This is a genomic window from Streptomyces sp. NPDC090445 (assembly GCF_044769385.1).
In the GTDB taxonomy this organism is placed as follows: Bacteria; Actinomycetota; Actinomycetes; order Streptomycetales; family Streptomycetaceae; genus Streptomyces.
Genome location: NZ_JBIVXV010000032.1, coordinates 64,867 through 81,826 on the forward strand (window position 1 = coordinate 64,867; position 16,960 = coordinate 81,826).

General features: G+C 69.0%; 20 protein-coding genes and 3 pseudogenes. 9 read left to right on the top strand and 14 right to left on the bottom strand.

The genetic code is table 11. From position 1 onward, the window contains the following. Positions 1-124: 124 nt before the first annotated feature. Entirely contained in the window at positions 125-520 is a 396-nt protein-coding gene (locus ACIQUT_RS34985; RefSeq protein WP_403569030.1) for a hypothetical protein, read from the bottom strand. Between the two features lie 187 nt (positions 521-707). On the opposite strand from ACIQUT_RS34985, the gene ACIQUT_RS34990 reads away from it, so the two are divergent. Continuing rightward, complete coding sequence (locus ACIQUT_RS34990; protein WP_403569031.1) at positions 708-989, top strand: hypothetical protein; 282 nt, start codon at positions 708-710, stop codon at positions 987-989. Here ACIQUT_RS34990 and ACIQUT_RS34995 read toward each other — a convergent pair. Next, complete coding sequence (locus tag ACIQUT_RS34995) at positions 974-1,471, bottom strand: hypothetical protein (protein WP_403569033.1); 498 nt, start codon at positions 1,469-1,471, stop codon at positions 974-976. The two genes, ACIQUT_RS34990 and ACIQUT_RS34995, sit on opposite strands and share 16 nt — an antisense overlap. Positions 1,472-2,279: 808 nt before the next feature. Here ACIQUT_RS34995 and ACIQUT_RS35000 point away from each other — a divergent pair. The 3 genes and pseudogenes from ACIQUT_RS35000 to ACIQUT_RS35010 form a co-directional block, all read left to right on the top strand. Then, complete coding sequence (locus ACIQUT_RS35000; RefSeq protein WP_403569034.1) at positions 2,280-2,735, top strand: hypothetical protein; 456 nt, start codon at positions 2,280-2,282, stop codon at positions 2,733-2,735. Between the two features lie 59 nt (positions 2,736-2,794). Beyond that, positions 2,795-3,526, top strand: coding sequence for a transposase family protein (locus ACIQUT_RS35005; RefSeq protein WP_403569036.1), 732 nt, complete (start codon positions 2,795-2,797; stop codon positions 3,524-3,526). Further along, positions 3,475-3,633, top strand: a pseudogene (locus tag ACIQUT_RS35010) (IS5/IS1182 family transposase); the annotation flags it as partial. The gene ACIQUT_RS35005 and the pseudogene ACIQUT_RS35010, both read left to right, overlap by 52 nt. 47 nt (positions 3,634-3,680) lie before the next feature. On the opposite strand, the gene ACIQUT_RS35015 reads toward ACIQUT_RS35010, so the two are convergent. The 4 genes from ACIQUT_RS35015 to ACIQUT_RS35030 form a co-directional block, all read right to left on the bottom strand. After that, entirely contained in the window at positions 3,681-4,049 is a 369-nt protein-coding gene (locus ACIQUT_RS35015) for a VOC family protein (protein ID WP_403569039.1), read from the bottom strand. A 161-nt stretch (positions 4,050-4,210) separates the two neighbouring features. Beyond that, positions 4,211-4,483: a zinc-binding dehydrogenase gene (locus tag ACIQUT_RS35020; protein ID WP_403569063.1), complete on the bottom strand. Its 273-nt coding sequence runs from the start codon at positions 4,481-4,483 to the stop codon at positions 4,211-4,213. After that, positions 4,432-4,800 (bottom strand): hypothetical protein, encoded by a 369-nt coding sequence (locus ACIQUT_RS35025; protein ID WP_403569068.1) that lies wholly within the window; start codon positions 4,798-4,800, stop codon positions 4,432-4,434. Before ACIQUT_RS35025 ends, ACIQUT_RS35020 begins: the two co-directional genes overlap by 52 nt. A gap of 68 nt (positions 4,801-4,868) precedes the next feature. Beyond that, a complete protein-coding gene (locus tag ACIQUT_RS35030; protein ID WP_403569040.1) occupies positions 4,869-5,201 on the bottom strand; it encodes a glyoxalase superfamily protein in 333 nt (110 codons plus the stop codon). A gap of 831 nt (positions 5,202-6,032) precedes the next feature. On the opposite strand from ACIQUT_RS35030, the gene ACIQUT_RS35035 reads away from it, so the two are divergent. Then, positions 6,033-7,169, top strand: coding sequence for a S8 family serine peptidase (locus ACIQUT_RS35035; RefSeq protein WP_403569065.1), 1,137 nt, complete (start codon positions 6,033-6,035; stop codon positions 7,167-7,169). Between the two features lie 279 nt (positions 7,170-7,448). On the opposite strand, the gene ACIQUT_RS35040 is transcribed toward ACIQUT_RS35035, so the two are convergent. From ACIQUT_RS35040 to ACIQUT_RS35060, 5 genes and pseudogenes are all read right to left on the bottom strand, one after another. Further along, positions 7,449-8,375, bottom strand: coding sequence for an IS982 family transposase (locus tag ACIQUT_RS35040; protein ID WP_403569042.1), 927 nt, complete (start codon positions 8,373-8,375; stop codon positions 7,449-7,451). A 50-nt stretch (positions 8,376-8,425) separates the two neighbouring features. Next, positions 8,426-8,623, bottom strand: a pseudogene (locus tag ACIQUT_RS35045) (histidine kinase); the annotation flags it as partial. Between the two features lie 219 nt (positions 8,624-8,842). Beyond that, positions 8,843-9,265 (bottom strand): hypothetical protein, encoded by a 423-nt coding sequence (locus tag ACIQUT_RS35050; protein WP_403569043.1) that lies wholly within the window; start codon positions 9,263-9,265, stop codon positions 8,843-8,845. A 1,060-nt stretch (positions 9,266-10,325) separates the two neighbouring features. Then, a complete protein-coding gene (locus ACIQUT_RS35055; RefSeq protein WP_403569045.1) occupies positions 10,326-10,682 on the bottom strand; it encodes a hypothetical protein in 357 nt (118 codons plus the stop codon). 780 nt (positions 10,683-11,462) lie between these two features. Then, positions 11,463-11,792 carry a DUF6506 family protein gene (locus ACIQUT_RS35060; protein ID WP_403569047.1) on the bottom strand — a complete coding sequence of 110 codons (330 nt, stop codon included), beginning with the start codon at positions 11,790-11,792 and terminating at the stop codon, positions 11,463-11,465. 140 nt (positions 11,793-11,932) lie between these two features. Here ACIQUT_RS35060 and ACIQUT_RS35065 point away from each other — a divergent pair, with 140 nt between their 5' ends. Both ACIQUT_RS35065 and ACIQUT_RS35070 read left to right on the top strand, forming a co-directional pair. Then, positions 11,933-12,322, top strand: coding sequence for a recombinase family protein (locus tag ACIQUT_RS35065; RefSeq protein WP_403569049.1), 390 nt, complete (start codon positions 11,933-11,935; stop codon positions 12,320-12,322). 79 nt (positions 12,323-12,401) lie between these two features. Further along, on the top strand, positions 12,402-12,590 hold the full coding sequence (locus tag ACIQUT_RS35070) for a hypothetical protein (RefSeq protein WP_403569051.1): 189 nt from the start codon (positions 12,402-12,404) through the stop codon (positions 12,588-12,590). 113 nt (positions 12,591-12,703) lie between these two features. Here the strand turns inward: ACIQUT_RS35070 and ACIQUT_RS35075 are convergent, their stop codons facing one another. After that, positions 12,704-13,495, bottom strand: coding sequence for an alpha/beta fold hydrolase (locus ACIQUT_RS35075; RefSeq protein WP_403569053.1), 792 nt, complete (start codon positions 13,493-13,495; stop codon positions 12,704-12,706). Between the two features lie 111 nt (positions 13,496-13,606). Next, positions 13,607-14,509, bottom strand: a complete 903-nt coding sequence (locus tag ACIQUT_RS35080; protein WP_403569054.1) for an NADP-dependent oxidoreductase — start codon at positions 14,507-14,509, stop codon at positions 13,607-13,609. A 158-nt stretch (positions 14,510-14,667) separates the two neighbouring features. Here ACIQUT_RS35080 and ACIQUT_RS35085 point away from each other — a divergent pair, with 158 nt between their 5' ends. Together ACIQUT_RS35085 and ACIQUT_RS35090 are read left to right on the top strand one after the other, a co-directional pair. After that, positions 14,668-15,312 (top strand): TetR/AcrR family transcriptional regulator, encoded by a 645-nt coding sequence (locus ACIQUT_RS35085; protein WP_403569056.1) that lies wholly within the window; start codon positions 14,668-14,670, stop codon positions 15,310-15,312. Positions 15,313-15,459: 147 nt separating this feature from the next. Further along, positions 15,460-15,843, top strand: a pseudogene (locus ACIQUT_RS35090) (recombinase family protein); the annotation flags it as partial. A 308-nt stretch (positions 15,844-16,151) separates the two neighbouring features. Here ACIQUT_RS35090 and ACIQUT_RS35095 read toward each other — a convergent pair. After that, positions 16,152-16,865, bottom strand: a complete 714-nt coding sequence (locus tag ACIQUT_RS35095; protein ID WP_403569058.1) for an IS5 family transposase — start codon at positions 16,863-16,865, stop codon at positions 16,152-16,154. Positions 16,866-16,960: the final 95 nt, after the last annotated feature.

The window sequence follows — 16,960 nt, forward strand, 5'->3', positions numbered from 1 at the left end:
CGGATCCTGCCTGGTCAGGCCGGGCGGTCGCTGATGCGGAGAAGCGCCGGCGGGTGAAGACGGCCATTGACCTGGAGGGCGAAGTGGTAGCTGCCCGGAGCAAGGGCGGCGGTGCCGGTAAATCTCAGGGGGTGGTCTTGGCCAGGTGCAGTGGAGTTCCTGCCTTGACGGTGGCCCGGGTGAGGTGACCGACCTTCTCTCCGGCCCGGCTGACGGGGTCGGTGCGGGTCAGGACGTACATGACGTGCACCGGGGTGTCAGTGGCGGCGGTGAGGTCGGCTTCGAAGGCGAGGCTGTCGCCGAGCCGGTAGGCGGTGCGGGGCAGACGGAGAGGGGTGACGCTGACGGACGCTTGGGGGTCGAAGCCGGTCAGGGTGTAGGCAGGCGCCCATCCGTCCTTCAGCCGGGCTTTGAGGGCCTCGCGCGTGATGAAGGCGAGTTCGGTGTCCGCGGCACGGCCTTCGGCGCGCCACCGGGTGAGGGTGGCGAGGACCCCTGCTCGGCGGGAAGGGGCCGCCACCTCTTCTGGGGACGACGGCCCTCTACCTCCTCGTATGTCCTACGGACGGGCGTGAACTCCACGTCGGCCGCCGCGATGTCCACCAGCAGCCAAGCGCCACGGCAGCTTCGCCGCCGTCCACTCCGCGCCTGACGGTGTGACGTCCCCCACCAACGGCGGCAGCCACTCGTACGGATCCTGGTCAGCCTTGCACCTGTTCGAAGGCGCGATGGTCAGCTGGCACGCCGTGATCCCGTTCCTGTTCGTCGAAACCGTCGAGGCCGCCGGCCACGCAGCACTGGCGGTCGCGTCACACCACGACGGGTTCCGGATGCAGGGTGATCCCAGTGGCCGTGCGCACGCTCGCGGCTATCGTCTCCAGCGCAGTGTGGAAGCCGATCGCGGCGGCTCAAACCTGAACGGTGAAGGAGAGGATGCGGCGAGTGGAACACCGGATGCCGCGGGTGTACGGGCTTACTCGATGTTGTAGTACCACCCGTATCGGTAGCAAGGGTCTTCCCAGATCGGGTCGCGAGCGCAGACCTCAATTGCGATCCGACTGCCCCGACCGCCGAGACGGTTTTCAGTGCCGTTCTCGTAGAAATCTTTGTTGCACGAGACCCAGGCGCCACCACCCTCCTGGTTATTGCACATGCCTTGACGGTGGTACACCCACGCACCATTCTTGTCTTTTATTTCGTTGTGCCACCGCACATACGTCTGATAGCCGTCTACTTCTTTGTCCAGAACCCAGATGACGTCGCCGTATGCAGTGAAACAGCCTTCGGCGACCCGGCCCGGAGCGTCGGCGCACGACGAACCCGCCGGGGGCCCGGATCCGTCGCTGTCCCAGCCACGGAAGACGCCGATATCGTCCTCCAAAGTTGGGTCGGCTACGGCCGTGCCTGACTGAAGGACCCCCAGGGCGAATGCCCCCAGAAGTGCCACTCCCGCTTTGGCAATTCGGCGCAATGAATGCCTCCTTCAAACAAATTGACGCCCGAAAGAATCCCGACTCGAGGAGTGTTCCATTAACTAGAGATCGCAGCAAGGGAGGGAATGCGCCGATGAAACTCCTCAAAGCTGGTACCCGATCATGATTCCGGCTTATTGAGGCGCCGCCACCAGGTAAGGCTGCAGGCAAGGGGGGCGAAGGCCATGAAGCTCGGTGCAGCGAGGCGTTTGAGCTGGTGAAGCAGGGCGAAGGTCCGCTGCGGAAGATGACGGGCAGTGCTCCCACCGCTCTTTGGAGTACCTGCTCGCTCGCTCCGCACAAAATGTCATGGCCGCTTCATAAACAGCTCAGCGGCACCTCCGTCTGTTCAGCGACCGCCGAGTCAGCGGGCCCAGTGGTGCCGACTGAGCGTGGCGGCACTGCACCGGTGTCCGCGACACACGAGGGCCACTCACGCCGGACCCCTCGCGAACGCGGGGGCGGTGCGATCGCTGGGCCCGCTGCCGTATCGTGATCGTTCAGCGGTGAGAGGTCACCCCGAACGACCCGAACTCGCCCGCGCACGCCTCTACCAGTGGCCCACCCGCGCCCGGCTCCCGGAGACAGTCCGGATGTGGCTGCGGCTGATTGGTCTACGCCGTCGGCAGCGGCATGACTGTCCATGAAGCTGCGCCATCTTGAAGTAGCTGGTCAGGGTGCTGGTGTGACGCCGGTTCGGGGTGCTCGTGCTGGTCGTGGGCGGCAGTCTGGGGTGTAGATCGTCTGGCAGGAGTGGGTTTGCGGATTCCCGTCCGTCGTCGCGGGTGCCGCTCCTACGCTCCGCCCATGATGGATCCCGAGGTGTTGGAGCGGATCGCCGCGCGGCGAGCGGAGCTGGACGGACTCGAAGAGCAGCTGGGCAAGCAGCTGTCGGAGGTACGAGCTGAGCGCGATGAGCTGGCCGTGGCCGAGCGGGTGTGGCAGCGGATGAGCGAGCAGATCGCCGACGAGCGCACGGAGGCCGGGTCGCCGGTGGTCCAGGTGGCGGGGCGGGCGGTGCGGCTGGTCCCGGACCGTGGGCCGGGGGTGGCTGAGTCCGCACTGCCGGCGGAGTACCAGCGCATCCTGACCGCCGTGCGGCAGGCCGGAGGCCCGGTCTCCACCCGGCAGATCGGCGAGGTGCTGGGCTTGGACACCGGGGTGAGGGGCAAGCTGGAGCCGCTGCGCGGGAAGCTCACGAAGCTGGCCGACCGCGGCCGGCTGCACAAACGACCCGACGGGAAGTTCACCACCCGCCCGTGACCGGTCCGCACGGCGATCGGGGGCGTAACCAAGGTGCCCCCGGCGGCTGTTGGAATTGTGTGACGAAAACCAAAGAGCACGCCGGGGACACCGTGTCCCTGGTCTACCAGTGCCGCCTGCCGCTGTCCACACACACCCTCAACTACCTCGCCGACCTGCTGCGACGCCATCTCAAAGCGATACGGTCGAGGTGGCGGGGGCTGCCGCCCGGGAGGATCGCGGTGATCGTCCTGGCCGTGCTCCGGCACGACCAGCGCCTGGCCGACATGGCCGGCGGCAACGACATCTCCGCCACCACCGTCCGCCGCTGGCGCGACGAGCTGATCGCCCTGCTGGCCGCGAAGGCCGCGCGTCTGGACCGCGCCCTGAAGAAGATCGCACGGCGCGGCGGAGAGGTCGTCCTGATCGACGGCACCCTCATCCCCACCCAGCGCCGCACCGGGACGGCGAACCGCCCGAACTACTCCGGCAAGCATCGCCGCCACGGCCTGCACGTCCTCGCCCTGACCGACGAGCGGGGCCGTCTGGTGTGGATATCGGCCGCCCGGCCCGGCCGCACCCACGACATCACCGCCGCCCGCCGCGACCGCATCCTGGCCCACCTGCGCGCCGCCGGTCTCGGCGCCCTGGCCGACCTGGCTTTATCGGCCTGGACAGCGACGGGGACGACCCCGTGGTCATCACCGGTTTCAAGGCCACCCGCGCCCGTAAGCTCACCCCCGCCGAGAAGGAGGCCAACCGCATCCTGGCCGCCGGACGCGCCCCGGTCGAGCACGGCTTCGCCCACCTGAAGAACTGGCGGATCCTCACCAAGCTCCGCACTGACCCCACCCGCGCCACCCACCTGCTTCGCGCGCTGCTCGTACTGACGAACATCGAGGCCACTACGGGCAATTGATTTCTGCCGCGGGCGGCCCACGACCAGCACAAGCACTCGGAACAGCCTCACCGGGCCGGGATCGGCTGGGTGAGGTTCACCGGGTTGCCGTCGGGGTCCTGGATGTGGGCGACGCGCTGTCCCCACGGCATGTCGTTGGGGCCGCTGCGGACCGAGCCGCCCAGCGCCGTCACCCGGCCGAGCGTCTCGTCGACGTCGTCGACACCGATGCTGAGCAGGATCCGCGGTGCCGCCCCGGTTCCCGGGTTCTCCTTGGCCACCAGCCCAAGGTCGGTGTCGCCGATACGCAAGCCGAGGTAGAAGGCCAGGCCTTCCGCCGGCACCCGGAAGATCTCCTCAGCGCCGAACAATTTCGTATAGAAGCCGAGCAGAACGTCCAGGTCGGCAGTCACGATCACTGGCTGGATGGTGGACATGGCACTCCTGTCGAGAACGGTCGTGTCGCTGGGTAGACCGCTCGACGACGGTGAACTCATCGGCAAAACCACCCCGCCGGACGATCTACGACACAGACTGCCGCCCACGACCAGCACGAGCACCCCGAAACGAGGTCACGCCACCCCGCTGACCAGCCACTTCAAGATGGCGCAGCTTCAATGAGCGTGCCGATCCGGCGCAGTGCATCGCCGTCTGGGGCAACGATGACGCGGCGTGCAGTAATGCCGGGCAGCCGATGCGACTCATCCACGGGTTCGGGAAGGGTGATGAGGGTGCCGCCGGGACGCAGCAGATGCCATGCCGCGCGCTGCACCGTGCCTCCGACGGTGTCCAGGACGATGTCGAAGGGGTCCGCTGCGGTCAGGTTCGCCGTCGCCCGGTCGACCGGTGCGTCGACGCCGAGGCCACGCAGGAAGTCGAGGTTGTGGGCGGAGGCGGTGGCGGTGACGTGCGCCCCAAGGTGCCGAGCGACTGCACGGCGAAGTGTCCGACGCCGCCGGCGCCCGCGTGCACCAGGACGCGTAGCCCCGCCTTGACGCCTGCCGCCTCCAGCGCCTGCCAGGCCGTCAGCGCGGCCAGGGGGACCGCGGCGGCCTCGGCGTAGGACAACCTGGCGGGCTTGCGGGCCACGGCGGAGGCCGGCAGGGCGGCAAGTTCCTGATACGCGCCGCCGTACGGCAGCGGCAGCATCCCGTACACGGCCTCGCCGACCGCCGGGCCGCCCGGCACCGTGGTCCGTGGAACACGCAGCGGCTACTCGCTCAGCTACCAATACAGCCGCACGCTGCCAGCGAGTGTCATTGCGTCGGCGTGCCGATCCGCAGCCGGTTGCCGTCAGGGTCGCGCAGCTCGATCTCACGCGCCCACGCAGCGTCCTTCGCCTGCACACCGAACTCGGAGGCGATGACCTCGACATCACGAAGGCGGAGGTAGACCAACGTGTCGGGCCGGGCGTCGCCCTCGTGCTCCGACAAGAACAACCGCACCCCGCCCCGGGCGACCTCGACGAACGCGGGAAGTCCCGGTTCGAAGCGGTGTTCCCACTGCTCGGCGAAGCCCAGCCGCTCGTACCAAGCAACCGCCGCCGCAGCGTCCTCGACGCGCAGAATGGGAATGACTTCTTCGTCCATGGAGTGATCGTCGCAGACCACCCAGGGCAAACGTTGCCTGTCGGGGCACTGGCAAGCATCAAGCGGATCGTCGGCAAGGTCCAGGAGGAGCTGAATCTGGGCACCTGGATCGGGAATCAGCGGAGCAGGGCCGCGACACTGAAGCCAGAGTGCATGAAGCAGTTGTCCGCGATCGGGATGCGCTGGGCCGAGCCTCAGGGGTGGGGCGCGGAGCCCCAAGCTGAGCTGCGTCTTTGTGCTCCCCGAGGCCCGTCCCAGTCTCGTTGCACTGCTTCGATGGCCGACGGTACCGGGTCCGCACGGCGGCATTCGAGGCATCGTTCCTGCCTGGCCCGGACGAGGACTTGGACTCGGTGTGCAACGTCGATGTCTTCGTGGGCCTCCCGAACCGAGGACAGAGCCCAGCGCAGCCCAAACGCTGCAAAGAGTGCACCGGCGTGTACTTCCCTCATGGACCCGGTACGCCTCTGCCCAGGCATGTTGTTGCCTGTGAGGGGGACGTGTAGTGGGCCGTCGAGGTGAGTCCGCTACTGCATTGGGTGCCCTCCCCGGTGCTGTTCACAGGTCCCGCCCCGAGTGCTCTGCCGATGATGTGGGGCGAATCTGCCAGGCCCCCGTACGCCCTGGCCGGATTCACCTGTGAATCCGACGTCATGAAGGAGCGTTATGCGGCCTGCGCACATTCTGCGGCTGCTGTTGGGGGCCGTGCCCCTGGTGGCGACCCTGGCTCTCGCCCCTGGTGCCGGGCACGCCCGGGCAGTGGAACCCGGAAGCCAGAGGCCAACGATCACGACCCAGGAAGCAGGACCGCCAGGGGAACCGGTGACTACCATGCGCGCGTGCCCCCGGAAGCCGGACCGCGCCGAGTGTATGGCCCTGCTCCGCACCGACCTCCCGGCGGTGCGGAGCCTGCAGCCGGGAACCCCTCCTCCCGGATACGGCCCTGCCGACATCCGCAGCGCCTATCAGCTGCCGGTCGGCGCCGGGCGGGGGCGGACGGTGGCCATCGTCAACGCCTTCAACTACCCCACCGCAGAGTCCGACCTGGCCGAGTACCGACGCACCTTCGGCTTGCCGCCGTGCACCACGGCCAACGGCTGCTTCCGCAAGGTCTATGTGACGGCCACCGGCGAGGAGACGAACGTTCCGCCGCCTGTCGATTCCGGATGGGCTCTGGAGAGCGCCCTCGACATCGACGCTGTCAGCGCAGCCTGTCGCGCCTGCAACATCGTGCTCGTGCAGGCTGCCAACGACACGTTCGGCGCTCTGCTCAACGCGGTGGAGTTCGCGCGGGAGGACCTGGGTGCGAAGTTCATCTCCATGAGCTGGGTCGACCCCAACGGGGAAAACCCGGTTCAGCTGGTCCTCGACCAGGCCTACTTCAACTTCCCCGGCATCGCCTTCGTCGCGGCTTCCGGAGACGTCGGAGGCGTCGTCCATTGGCCCGCTGCCTCCCAGTACGTCACCGCCGCCGGAGGAACCAGGCTTGACCGCGTACTCGGCCGCGTGCCCGGTCCGCAGTTCAACCGCCCTCAGCGGTGGTACGAGTCCGCGTGGCCCGGCGCCGGCTCCGGCTGCTCCCAGATCCAGCCCAAGCCGGCCTGGCAAACCGACCCCCTGTGCCCTCAGCGCACCAGCGCAGACGTCTCTGCGGTCGCCGAGCCGGCCACCGGCCTCGCCGTCTACACCACGACAACCACGCCCGACCAGCAGACGGGTTGGATCGTCGTCGGCGGCACCAGCCTCTCTTCTCCACTGATTGCCGCCATGTACGCCCTGGCAGGCGAGCCGGGCCCGAACGACCGCCCCAACTCCTACCCCTACGCCAACCGCCGAGCGTTCTGGGACATCGACATGGGGATCACCCAGAATTGCCCTACCGGCACCTACCTGTGCAGGGCCGTCATCGGCTACGACGGCCCCACCGGCGTCGGTAGCCCCCGCGGAGTCCGCGGGCTGCGCCCCTGACCACGGACCGGAACGGACGGCCAAGCGACGGTCGGCCAGGACAGACCTGGCCGACCGTCGTGCTGTCTCCGCCCAGCTCGACGGACCAGACGCCGGCGGGCAGGGTGCAGTGCCACGGATCCTGCACGTGCCGGGAAACGATCACTGGCGCTCTGGGAAGCGATCTCCAACGCGCCGCGTCGCACCAGGCCATCCCGACTCGTGAGAAGCCGTATTTCAACGTGGCCACTGATTCCCAATGGTGTTGTCAAGCGGCGGTAGTGACCCACTGTGGTCGGGTCATATCGCTGTCGCGTGCGCGTAGGCGATCAGTGATCGCTTGACTGGCTGTCCCGTGTGGTCGTTATGCCAGATGGCCGCGGTCAGCGCGAGGATCCGGCACAGAATCCGCGCAACGACGCCACCCGGGGTCTTGCCGCCATGTCGTTCCAGGTCAAGCTGGCCTTTGAGGGTCTGGTTGATCGACTCGATGACCTGCCGTAGGGGCTTGAACAGGTGTGCTCCGGCCCGCTCGGGTTCGCCCTTGCGGGCCGGCCGCAGGAGTACCAGGTCACGTTCGGTCAGGTCGTCTTCAAACTCGCGGCCGTAGTAGTTCTTGTCACCGTTGATCGTCTGCCCGGGATGGGACGCAGCGACGTCCGGCGCTGTGTCGAGCATGTCCCTGAGTGTCTCGCGTTCGTCGGCCTTCGCGCCGGTGAGCGCGAACAGGATCGGCAGTCCGCCGAGCGTGCATACCAGGTGCAGCCGCAATCCCCAGAAGTACCGGGAGTGCGACGCGCAGTAGCCGTACTGGGCCCATCCGGCCAGGTCCGAACGTTTGGCCGTCTCCCGGGAACAGCCACAGCCGACCGGGGTGGAGTCGACCAGCCAGACGTCGTCGCTCCACAGTGAGGTGTCCCGGGCCAGGATCCGGATCATGCTGGTGAGCAGGGATGATGCCGCACGCAGACGCTTGTTGTAGCCGGACTGCTGAGGCACGCGGGGAAAGAGGTGGCGGAAGTCCCGGTCAACGCGGCGCAGCCAGCGCCGCTCGGAGGTGTAGCCGAGCAGCGCTGACATCACAGCGAGTGTGAGCAGTTCCGCGTCACTGAGTTTGGGAGCGATCCCGACAGCGGGCCGCGCCGGGGCCAGCCACGGCGAAGCCTTCAACTCGTCGTCGATCCGGGCGTACAGTGCCGTTGCGAGGGTGTTCAGGTCGTTCGTCACACATCGACATTGGACGCCCTCGCTCTATGTCCGCAGGCCATCCCTTGGACTCACTCATCTAGAGCGTCGATGAGGCCGTGCATGCGGAGGACGGACGGATACACGCCCCGGGTAACCTCGCGGAGCTCCGTGATGGCGTCCCGGACGAGCTCGTCGATCTTGTGCAGCCACGCCTCGTGGTCGGGACCGGCGGCGGCGCGGGCCCGCGAGACGAGGATCTTGAGCGCGGTGAGCTGGTGCTGGGGGCCGTCGTGGAGTTCCGCCCGATCTGCCGCCGGGTCCGGAGCTCCGCCTCGGCCAGGCCTTGCAGACGGGCCCGGCCGACCGCGCGGTTGCGCAGGTCGGAGTTGAGGATGACGAGTTCGGCGGCGGCCATCACCCCGAGCAGCAGCTCCCGCCGGGCGGGGTGGTGCACCAGGTAGGCGTTGTGGCTGACGGCGGCGATCGGCGCGTCCGCCGGCCCGAGGTTAGGTGATCCAGGTCTGCTGTCCGGGGGCGGGTAGCGGCGCCGGCGATCCGTGTGCGTCCACATAGTCGCCGGAGTCGGCCCGGCGGTAGTGGACGGACAGGGTCGGATCGGCCAGCACCTCGGCCAGGGCGCCGCGCAGACCGCCGTTGCCGTCGGCCTGCGCCTGGAGCCGGGGGAGCAGCCGGGAGACGTCGCGGTGCGCGGCCTGCAGGTGGTTGGCGCTGACCAGGGTGGCGACGCCCAGCAGGAGCAGGGCCAGGGCGTACGCCGCCAGCAGGGCTCCGACGACTCGCACCGGGGCATGCACGAGCTGGGCGAGGGCCAGCGAGATCAGGACGGCGCCGATCAGGATGACGGAGGGCCAGAACAGGCCCCCGGCCCGCTGCTCGGGCGCAGACTCGGCGCGCCAGCGCCGGTACACCAGGACGACGATCGTGCCGGTGACCAGCAGCGCTCACGTGCCAACCCTCGTACGTGGCACGGAAGGACAGCAGACTCCAGCATGGGAGCAGGCGAGATAGCGGTGATCGGCGGGATCGACACCCACACCGACCTCCACCAGGCCGCCGTCGTCGACAGCGTCGGCCGACACCTGGTGCTCCATGGAAGCCTTCGAGACCACCCTCGAGGGTTATCAGCGGCTGACTGACTGGCTGAACTCCCACAGCGACGTCCTGGCCGTCGGCATGGAAGGCACGGGATCCTACGGAGCCGAGCTCGCCCGCTTCCTGACGGTCCGTGGCATCACGGTCATCGAGGTCGACCGCCCCGACCGCCCCGTCCGCCGGGCCCGTCGGGCCCGTCGGGCCAAGGCAAGTCCGATCCCGTCAACGCCTACGCCGCCACTGCAGTTCTCTCCGGCCGCGCCCCGGGACCGCAACGGCGAGTCCGAGCCGCGTCTGGTCCCGAAGAACGCCCGCCGGCTCGCGGGGTTCAACGACCGGGTCCTCTCCCTCTGCGTGCGCGGCAAAAGTTGGGGCGCTGCCCGCCGCGAGGCCGGTGTAGTAGAGGTTCCCGGCCAGCAGGTAGTTGACCAGGGCCCAGATATCGAAGTCGTTGCAGGGGGTGGGCAGCCCGTACCGCTCGGGGCGGAAGCAGGTCCTGGTCGGTGGTCGCGGGCGGTGGTGGGGGCGGCCGACCCCGGAGGCGGTCCGTGCGGTGTTGCGGGTTCGGTGGGGGTGGGGTGGGTGGTGGGCGGTGGATGGGTTGACGGAGGCGTTGGAGGGGTGCCGTTGCCGTGATGTCGGCCGGGGGTCACCGCTTCGGCGGTCGGTAACCTCGGTGGCGCCGGTCTCCTGGTCTGTCTCGGCGGGGACGCCGTCTCCCCTGACCACATCGGCTGCATCGACACCTGCACCCACCTCGTACGACAGCGTCGGCCTTCAAGACCACAGCCAGGCCTTGAAGGCCGACGGCACGCGCGGGCCCAAATTGACCAACTGCATCCGGTTCCTCGGACGGGGCCCTCTGGCGTTCAGGGGTCAGGGCTTGGCAGCGGCCGGAGCGGCGGCTACGGGCTTGGCAGCGGCCGGAGCGGCGGCTACGGGCTTGGCAGCGGCCGGAGCGGCGGCTACGGGCTTGGCAGCGGCCGGAGCGGCGGCTACGGGTGTGGGTGTGGCGGGCTTGGCGGCGTTCTGGAGGGCGGCGACGCCCCCGTCGGTCAAGTTCACCGTTGAGTTGAAGAGGTTGGATACCGAGATGTCCGAGATGACGTCAGAGACACTGAGGTTGTCTAGGAGGGAGACCAACGGGTTGTCGGCCGCGTGGGCAGGCGCTCCGCCGAACAGCAGGACCGCGCCGGCGAGGGCGCTGGCAACGGAGAGGCGATTGATCTTCATGCCTGGAGAACCGCGGCCGCCGCCCCCGGACACCGTTCCAGCCGCGTCCGTCCCTCGTTCGGCCCCGCCGATCCCCCCGTCCGGCCGCACGCACCCGCGGGGGAATGCACGATGTCGTGAAGGAGACCCGGTGGACACCACCCCCACCCGATGCCGTGCATCCGATGCCGGCCGACGATGCGGCGCACTGATGGAGTACATCGGGTGCGCACCAGCCGCACCCGCCCACCCTCCAGTGGACGCCGCCCGTAAACGGAACCGCCTCCACCGGCGTCCCACCCGGAACCGCGATGACCGGCTCACCGGCTGCGGCACGGGCACGGGCCACCAGCTGCCGGTGAACCGCCGAGGAGTTCCCCCGCCAGCAGCACCCGCACCTCCGACGTCACCTCGAAGTCGAGGATCAGTGAAACTGCGCAATGATCAACCAAACTGCGCAGCCGGGCCCGAGGCTAGGAACCCCGCAGGTCAGACGACTGACAGCGCCGCTTCCTGCGCAGATTCAGTGAGCCAGCCAGTCGGCAACCCGCTCAGCCGAACTGCACTGCACAACCCCAGGTCAGAAGCGTGACGACTGCTCAGTTTCACTGACCCCCGACATCGACGCGCTGCGGGAGCTGGGCGTCGACTGGGCGTGAAAGACGTCACTACCCCTTCTGTCCTCGTATCTACGGCGAACGGACATGTAGCGCTGTGTGACTGCCCTGGCCCGCGTATCTCCTTGCTGGGCGCCTCGTTGAGAGGCATCAGTGACCGGTGCGGCAAGCGGCGTGCTGCGCCTCATGCATTCGGCTCTCCCTCTATCTGCGACTGGAACGCAGCGGCGTATGCGGCTACTCCGGGTGCAGCGTCAGCCGCGAAGGTGACGTGGCCCACGGGCACCCGATCGCCGACCGCTTCCATGACGCGGGAGGCGTCATGCAACGTGAACCCACCGCACAGCTCGATCAGGGTCACACCCTCATCCACGAGAAGCCTCGCGACCTCGACAGCGTCCGACGCTGCGGGAACAGGGACGAGCAGGGTCCGCTGTCCAGCGCGTTCCATGACGACACGGTCGGCCACAGGGTCGGTGGACGGATGCTCATAGATAGACGCCCATGTGATCATCGCGTTCCCTTCACTTGCCGCGGTCGCAACTGATGGAAAATCGCCGGGCACGCCGGCACCTCAAGTGTGGTCGGGGCGCAGGGGCACGCCGACAACGACACACGGCGATCTTCGGCGCGCGCGGCCACCATACCGAGGTCGTGCTCCGCAAACGGCCCGGCCTGGACCAGGCCCTCGTCTCCGTGCGCGCCGGCGACACCCTCGTCGTGCCCAAGCTCGACCGACTCGCCCGCTCCGTGCCCGACGCCCGCGACATCGGCGGCTCCCTCGTCGCCCGCGGCGTCAAGCTCTCCCTCGGCGGCACGCTCTACGACCCGGCCGACCCCATGGGCAAGATGTTCTTCAACATTCTGGCCACCTTCGCCGAATTCGAAGTCGATCTCCTTCGACTCAGAACACGGGAAGGCATGGCCGTCGCACGGGCGAAGGGCAAGCTCAAGGGCAAGCAGCCCAAGCTGGAGGGCAGCCGGAGTACGCCAGAAACAGGCAACAGGGAGCATGATCTGACGCTTGGAGTCCCGCCAGGCTGATCGCCCGTTCGGATGGTCTTCGTATGAGTTGCGGCGGGTTTCTTGGTCGGTCCCTTCCCTGGTCACGCGCCCGTGATGCGTGCAGATCGATCCGGAGGACCTGGCCCACATCTCGCCGTACGTGACCGAGCACATCAAGCGGTTCGGCGAGTACAGCACGCACGAACTCGGCATTCAGCCGGAGGCGTACGACCCCAAGCTCGACGTCGACTTCGCCCAGCTCCGCGAACGGCAACCGGCCGCCTCCGGCTTCGGCACGGCTGCCTGAGCACCGAAGGGCCCACACCATGCCCGCTGAATCGTCCGGAGGCTGAGCACCGCCGCGGTGATGGACGCGATGCGCACGGCCGCTGTTGCTGGGCCGGCCGCGCGTGGGTGTGCTCAGGCGTTGTGCTGGGCGAGGAAGTCGGTGATGAGCTTCTGCCATTCCTCGGGCCGCTCGACCATGGGCAGGTGGCCGGTGGGGATCTCGGCGAGCCGGGCGCCGGGGATGCCGTCGGCTATCTGGCGGTGCAGGCGGGTGGAGGTGAACCAGTCCTGGGTGGTGGAGATGACCAGGGTGGGCGCCTTGATGCGCGCGAGGTCGTCGCGGACGTCGGCCCGGGGGGCCAGTTCGGCGTGCTCGGGAGTGCCGTCGGCGATGCTGGCGACGGAGAAGCCGACGATCTGCTGGAGCTGCTCCCTCGGCATGGCCTCCAGCGCGTCGACGCCCAGGGCCATCATCGTCAGGAACTCGGCCAGCAGTCCGCGGTCCGTCTCGGCCAGCTTGCGCCAGATCGACAAGGCGAGAACGAGGCGGTTGTCGATGTGAGGCAGGGTCGCGGTCAGCACGAGGGCGCTGACGCGCTCAGGGTGGCGGGCGGCCGCGCGCATGGCGACCAGGCCGCCGAGGGAGTAGCCGGACAGGGCGAAGGTCTCCTGGCCCTCGGTGACGGCAGCGGCCACCAGCTGGTCGGCCAGGTCGTCCAGCTGCAGCGGCGTGGTGGAGCGGGGGGTGTCGCCGCTTCCGGGGTAGTCGATGCCGACGACGGTGTGGCCGGCGGCCAGGCCGTCCAGGATCGGGCCGTAGGTGCCGGCGAAGCTGCTGCCGGCGCCGTGGGCCATGGCGAGGCCGGGGCCGGAGCCCAGGACGGTGCGGGCGAAGGTCGTCTCGGGAAGGGTGCGCTGTGACATGGGAGGTGCCATTCCTTGGAGGAGTGAGGGAGCAGGTTGGGGAGTGCCGGGCGCGGCCCCCGGGGGCCGCCTCGCCCGTCGCGGCGACGCGAGGCGTCGGCACAAGGGGGGTCAGGGCAGCAGGACGGCCTTGCCCTGGTTGCGGCGGGCTTCCAGGTCGGCATGGGCCTTCGCAGCCTCGGCGAGCGGATAGGTGCGCCAGATCGGCACGGTGAGCCGGCCGGCGGCGGCCAGTCGCACCAGCTCCGGCAGGAACCGGCCGTCCTCGGCGGTACCGGCGCTGAAGCGCACGCCGTCCTGCGCGGCCGACATGTCGGCGATCGTGATGACCTTCGCCGAGTCGCCGGTCAGGGCGACGGAGTCGGCGAGCACGCCGGCGCCGGAGGCGTCGAACACGTGGTCCACGCCACCCGGAGCCGCGGCCATCACCCGCTCCACCCAGCCGTCGCCGTAACGGACCGCGGTGGCGCCGAGCGCGGTGACGCGCCCGGTGTCGCGCTCCGCGGCGGTGCCGATGACGGTGATGCCGCGGGCGGCGGCCAGCTGCACGGCGATGACACCGACGCTGCCGGCGGCGCCGTGGATCAGCAGAGTCTGCCCCGCCCGCACGCCCAGCTGGTCCAAGACCCGTGCCGCGGTCTGCCCGACCGTGACCAGCGAGGCGGCGACCTCCCACGACAGGGCGGCGGGCTTGGCCACCGGCCGCTCCAGCAGGGCGTACTCGCCGTAGCTGCCACCCGCGGTGACGCCGAGGACCTCGTCCCCCACAGCCGCGTCGGCTTCCTCGCCGACCGCGTCGACGACACCGGCAGCGTCCAGCCCCAGGATCTGCGGAAAGCGGGCAGGCATGATGCGCGCCAGCAGCCCGGATCGGATCTTCATGTCGAGCGGGTTCACCGAAGCAGCCCGCACCCGGATCCGGACCTGGCCCGGACCCGGCTCCGGCACGGCGGCCTCGGACAGCCGCAGCACCTCGGGCTCGCCGTACTCGGAAAAAGTGATCGCGGTGGACATCGAGAACTCCAGAAGAGGGAGGCGGAACACAGACTGAATCACTCAACCTGTGTGATTACCCTTCCTGGTGTATCACACACCGCGTGTGAAACACGAAGGCGATGCCGGAGTGGATTCCTTCACACACACTGTGTGATTTCCTGAGTAGGATGGACTTCATGCCGTCCAAGCCGCCCGTCCACCGCCGTCAGCCGAATCCGGGCAACCCCCGCGTCCAGCGCACCCGCGCCCGCATCCTGGCCGTCGCTCGCGAACTACTGCCCGAGGTCGGGCTGACCGGGCTGACCACCGCCCTCCTGGCCGAACGGGCCGGCGTCACCCGCCAGACCCTGTACCGGCACTGGCCCAACCGCGCGGCCCTGCTCTCCGACGTCACCCTGCAAGGACCCGACGTCGGCTACCCCGAACCCGGCGCCGACGTCCGCGCCGTCGCCACTGCCTGGCTGATCAGCCTGCGCGCCGGCATCACCGTCCCCGCCACCCGCACCGCCGCGCTCGCCATCGCCGCCGAAGCCGACCATGACGCCGACAGTGCCCAGGCCATGACCCGGATCATGGAGGACCGCCTCGCCGCCCTGAACAAGCTCCTGAAGCCGTCCGGCCTGCAGATCACCGGCGAGCAGTACGCCCTGCTCTACGGCCCCCTCCTCGCCCGCCTCTTCTTCGACCGAGCCGAAGCCGCCGACGAGTTCATCGACACCATCGTCACCCAGTGGCTCACCACCCTGGAGCGCACAGGCGCTCTGCCGGCGGGCGACGGCCGGCCAGGAACTGACTCAGGCCACCAAACGGCAGTCAGCTGACAACCGGGTCAGAGATAGTGCTCTGACCGCATAGGTTCGCCGGGTCGGGGCCTCGCGGCGACGCGAATCCAATCGGATCCGATGGCGGCTGATGACAGGGTTTGCTGACAGCTAGGGTCGAATGCGACCACCACAACAGGGAGCTGCATGGCCAACCTGGTCTACAAGCGGGTGTCGACCGACCAGCAGTCGACCGACCGTCAGAACCTCGTCCTCGCCGAGGCCGGGATCGAAGACCCGGTCGTCTTCGAGGAGGACACCGGCACCTCCAGCCGCCTCCACCCGCTGGAGCGCCCGAAGTTCGGCGCGCTGCTCACGTACGCGCGGCCGGGCGACACCGTGCACATCTCCGAGATGTTCCGCCTCGTACGCGGCACCGGGCACGTCCTCGACGTGCTCGACGTCCTGCACCGCGACCGCCTCGCCCTGCGCATCCACAACGGTGCGTTCTCCGCGATGGACCTCACCGCCCGCCACCCGCGCACCAGAGACCTGCTGTCCACCGTGAAGTTCATGGTGCAGACGCTCGCCGCCGCCGGCGAACTCCAGCGCGACCTCCAACTGGAGCTCACGTACGACGGACTGCGAGGGCAACAAGGGCGGGCGCCGCCCGGCCATCCCGGCCGACAAGACCGACGACGTACGCACCGCGTACCTGAACGGCCGGTCCATCGCCGCCCTGGCCCGCGAGCACGGTGTCAGCCGAGGTGCCGTCCGCACGGCCGTAGCCGACCGGAGGCTGGGCCTGGAGGTGGCACCGGCGAAGGTCGAGGGGGTGCGGTCGAAGGTGAAGCGGCTGGTGGAGCGGGGCTGGCTGGCCGAGGAGCGTCCCGGGGTGTTCACGCCGCGACGGGCGGCCGGGTGAGGTTTCGGGTCCGGTGGCGGGCGAGACGGCGTCCCATGAGCATGGTCATCGACCACAGGACGGCGGCCTCGCTGCTTTCGGGCCGGGTCTCGTAGTCCCGGGCCAGGCGCCGTGAGCGCATCAGCCAGCTCAGCGTCCTCTCCACCACCCACCTGCGCGGAAGCACCACAAACCCGCTCATGTCGTCGCTGCGCTTGACGATCTCCAGGGTGAGCCGGAGTGTCTCCTTCGCCCAGTCGACCAGGCGGCCGGTGTAGCCGCCGTCGGCCCAGACCAGGCGGATCTTCCGGTAGCGGGCGCGGAGCCGGTCCAGCATGCCGCAGGCGGCATCGCGGTCGGTCACGTCGGCCGCCGTGACCAGCACTATCAGCAGCAGGCCGAGGCAGTCCACGACGACGTGCCGCTTGCGCCCGTTGATCTTCTTGCCTCCGTCGAAGCCGCGTGAGGCGGCCGGCACCTGCGCGGCTGCTTTCACCGACTGCGAGTCGATGATCGCGGCGGTCGGCTCCGGGGTGCGGCCCTCGCTCTCGCGAACCTTCCCGCGCAGCCGGTCGTGGAACTCGGCGATCAGCCCCTTGTCACGCCAGCGCCGCCAGAAGGCGTAGACCCGGTCCCAGGCGGGGAAATCGACCGGCATCGACCGCCACTTGATGCCATTGTCGACCAGGTAACGGATCGCATCGATCATCCAATGCCACGAAGTTAAGAGTTCGGCGGCGGTGTCAAGGGTGGGCGAGATGCAGGAGGGGCCTCTGCTATCCAGGGGTTCGACCAAGATCTTCC

Coding starts and splice junctions, on each gene's coding strand:
- ACIQUT_RS35000 (WP_403569034.1), top strand. CDS start 2,280: ATGATGGATCCCGAGGTGTTGGAGCGGATCGCCGCGCGGCGAGCGGAG.
- ACIQUT_RS35015 (WP_403569039.1), bottom strand. CDS start 4,049: ATGTCCACCATCCAGCCAGTGATCGTGACTGCCGACCTGGACGTTCTG.
- ACIQUT_RS35030 (WP_403569040.1), bottom strand. CDS start 5,201: ATGGACGAAGAAGTCATTCCCATTCTGCGCGTCGAGGACGCTGCGGCG.
- ACIQUT_RS35035 (WP_403569065.1), top strand. CDS start 6,033: ATGCGCGCGTGCCCCCGGAAGCCGGACCGCGCCGAGTGTATGGCCCTG.
- ACIQUT_RS35055 (WP_403569045.1), bottom strand. CDS start 10,682: ATGAAGATCAATCGCCTCTCCGTTGCCAGCGCCCTCGCCGGCGCGGTC.
- ACIQUT_RS35060 (WP_403569047.1), bottom strand. CDS start 11,792: ATGATCACATGGGCGTCTATCTATGAGCATCCGTCCACCGACCCTGTG.
- ACIQUT_RS35075 (WP_403569053.1), bottom strand. CDS start 13,495: ATGTCACAGCGCACCCTTCCCGAGACGACCTTCGCCCGCACCGTCCTG.
- ACIQUT_RS35080 (WP_403569054.1), bottom strand. CDS start 14,509: ATGTCCACCGCGATCACTTTTTCCGAGTACGGCGAGCCCGAGGTGCTG.
- ACIQUT_RS35085 (WP_403569056.1), top strand. CDS start 14,668: ATGCCGTCCAAGCCGCCCGTCCACCGCCGTCAGCCGAATCCGGGCAAC.
- ACIQUT_RS35095 (WP_403569058.1), bottom strand. CDS start 16,865: ATGATCGATGCGATCCGTTACCTGGTCGACAATGGCATCAAGTGGCGG.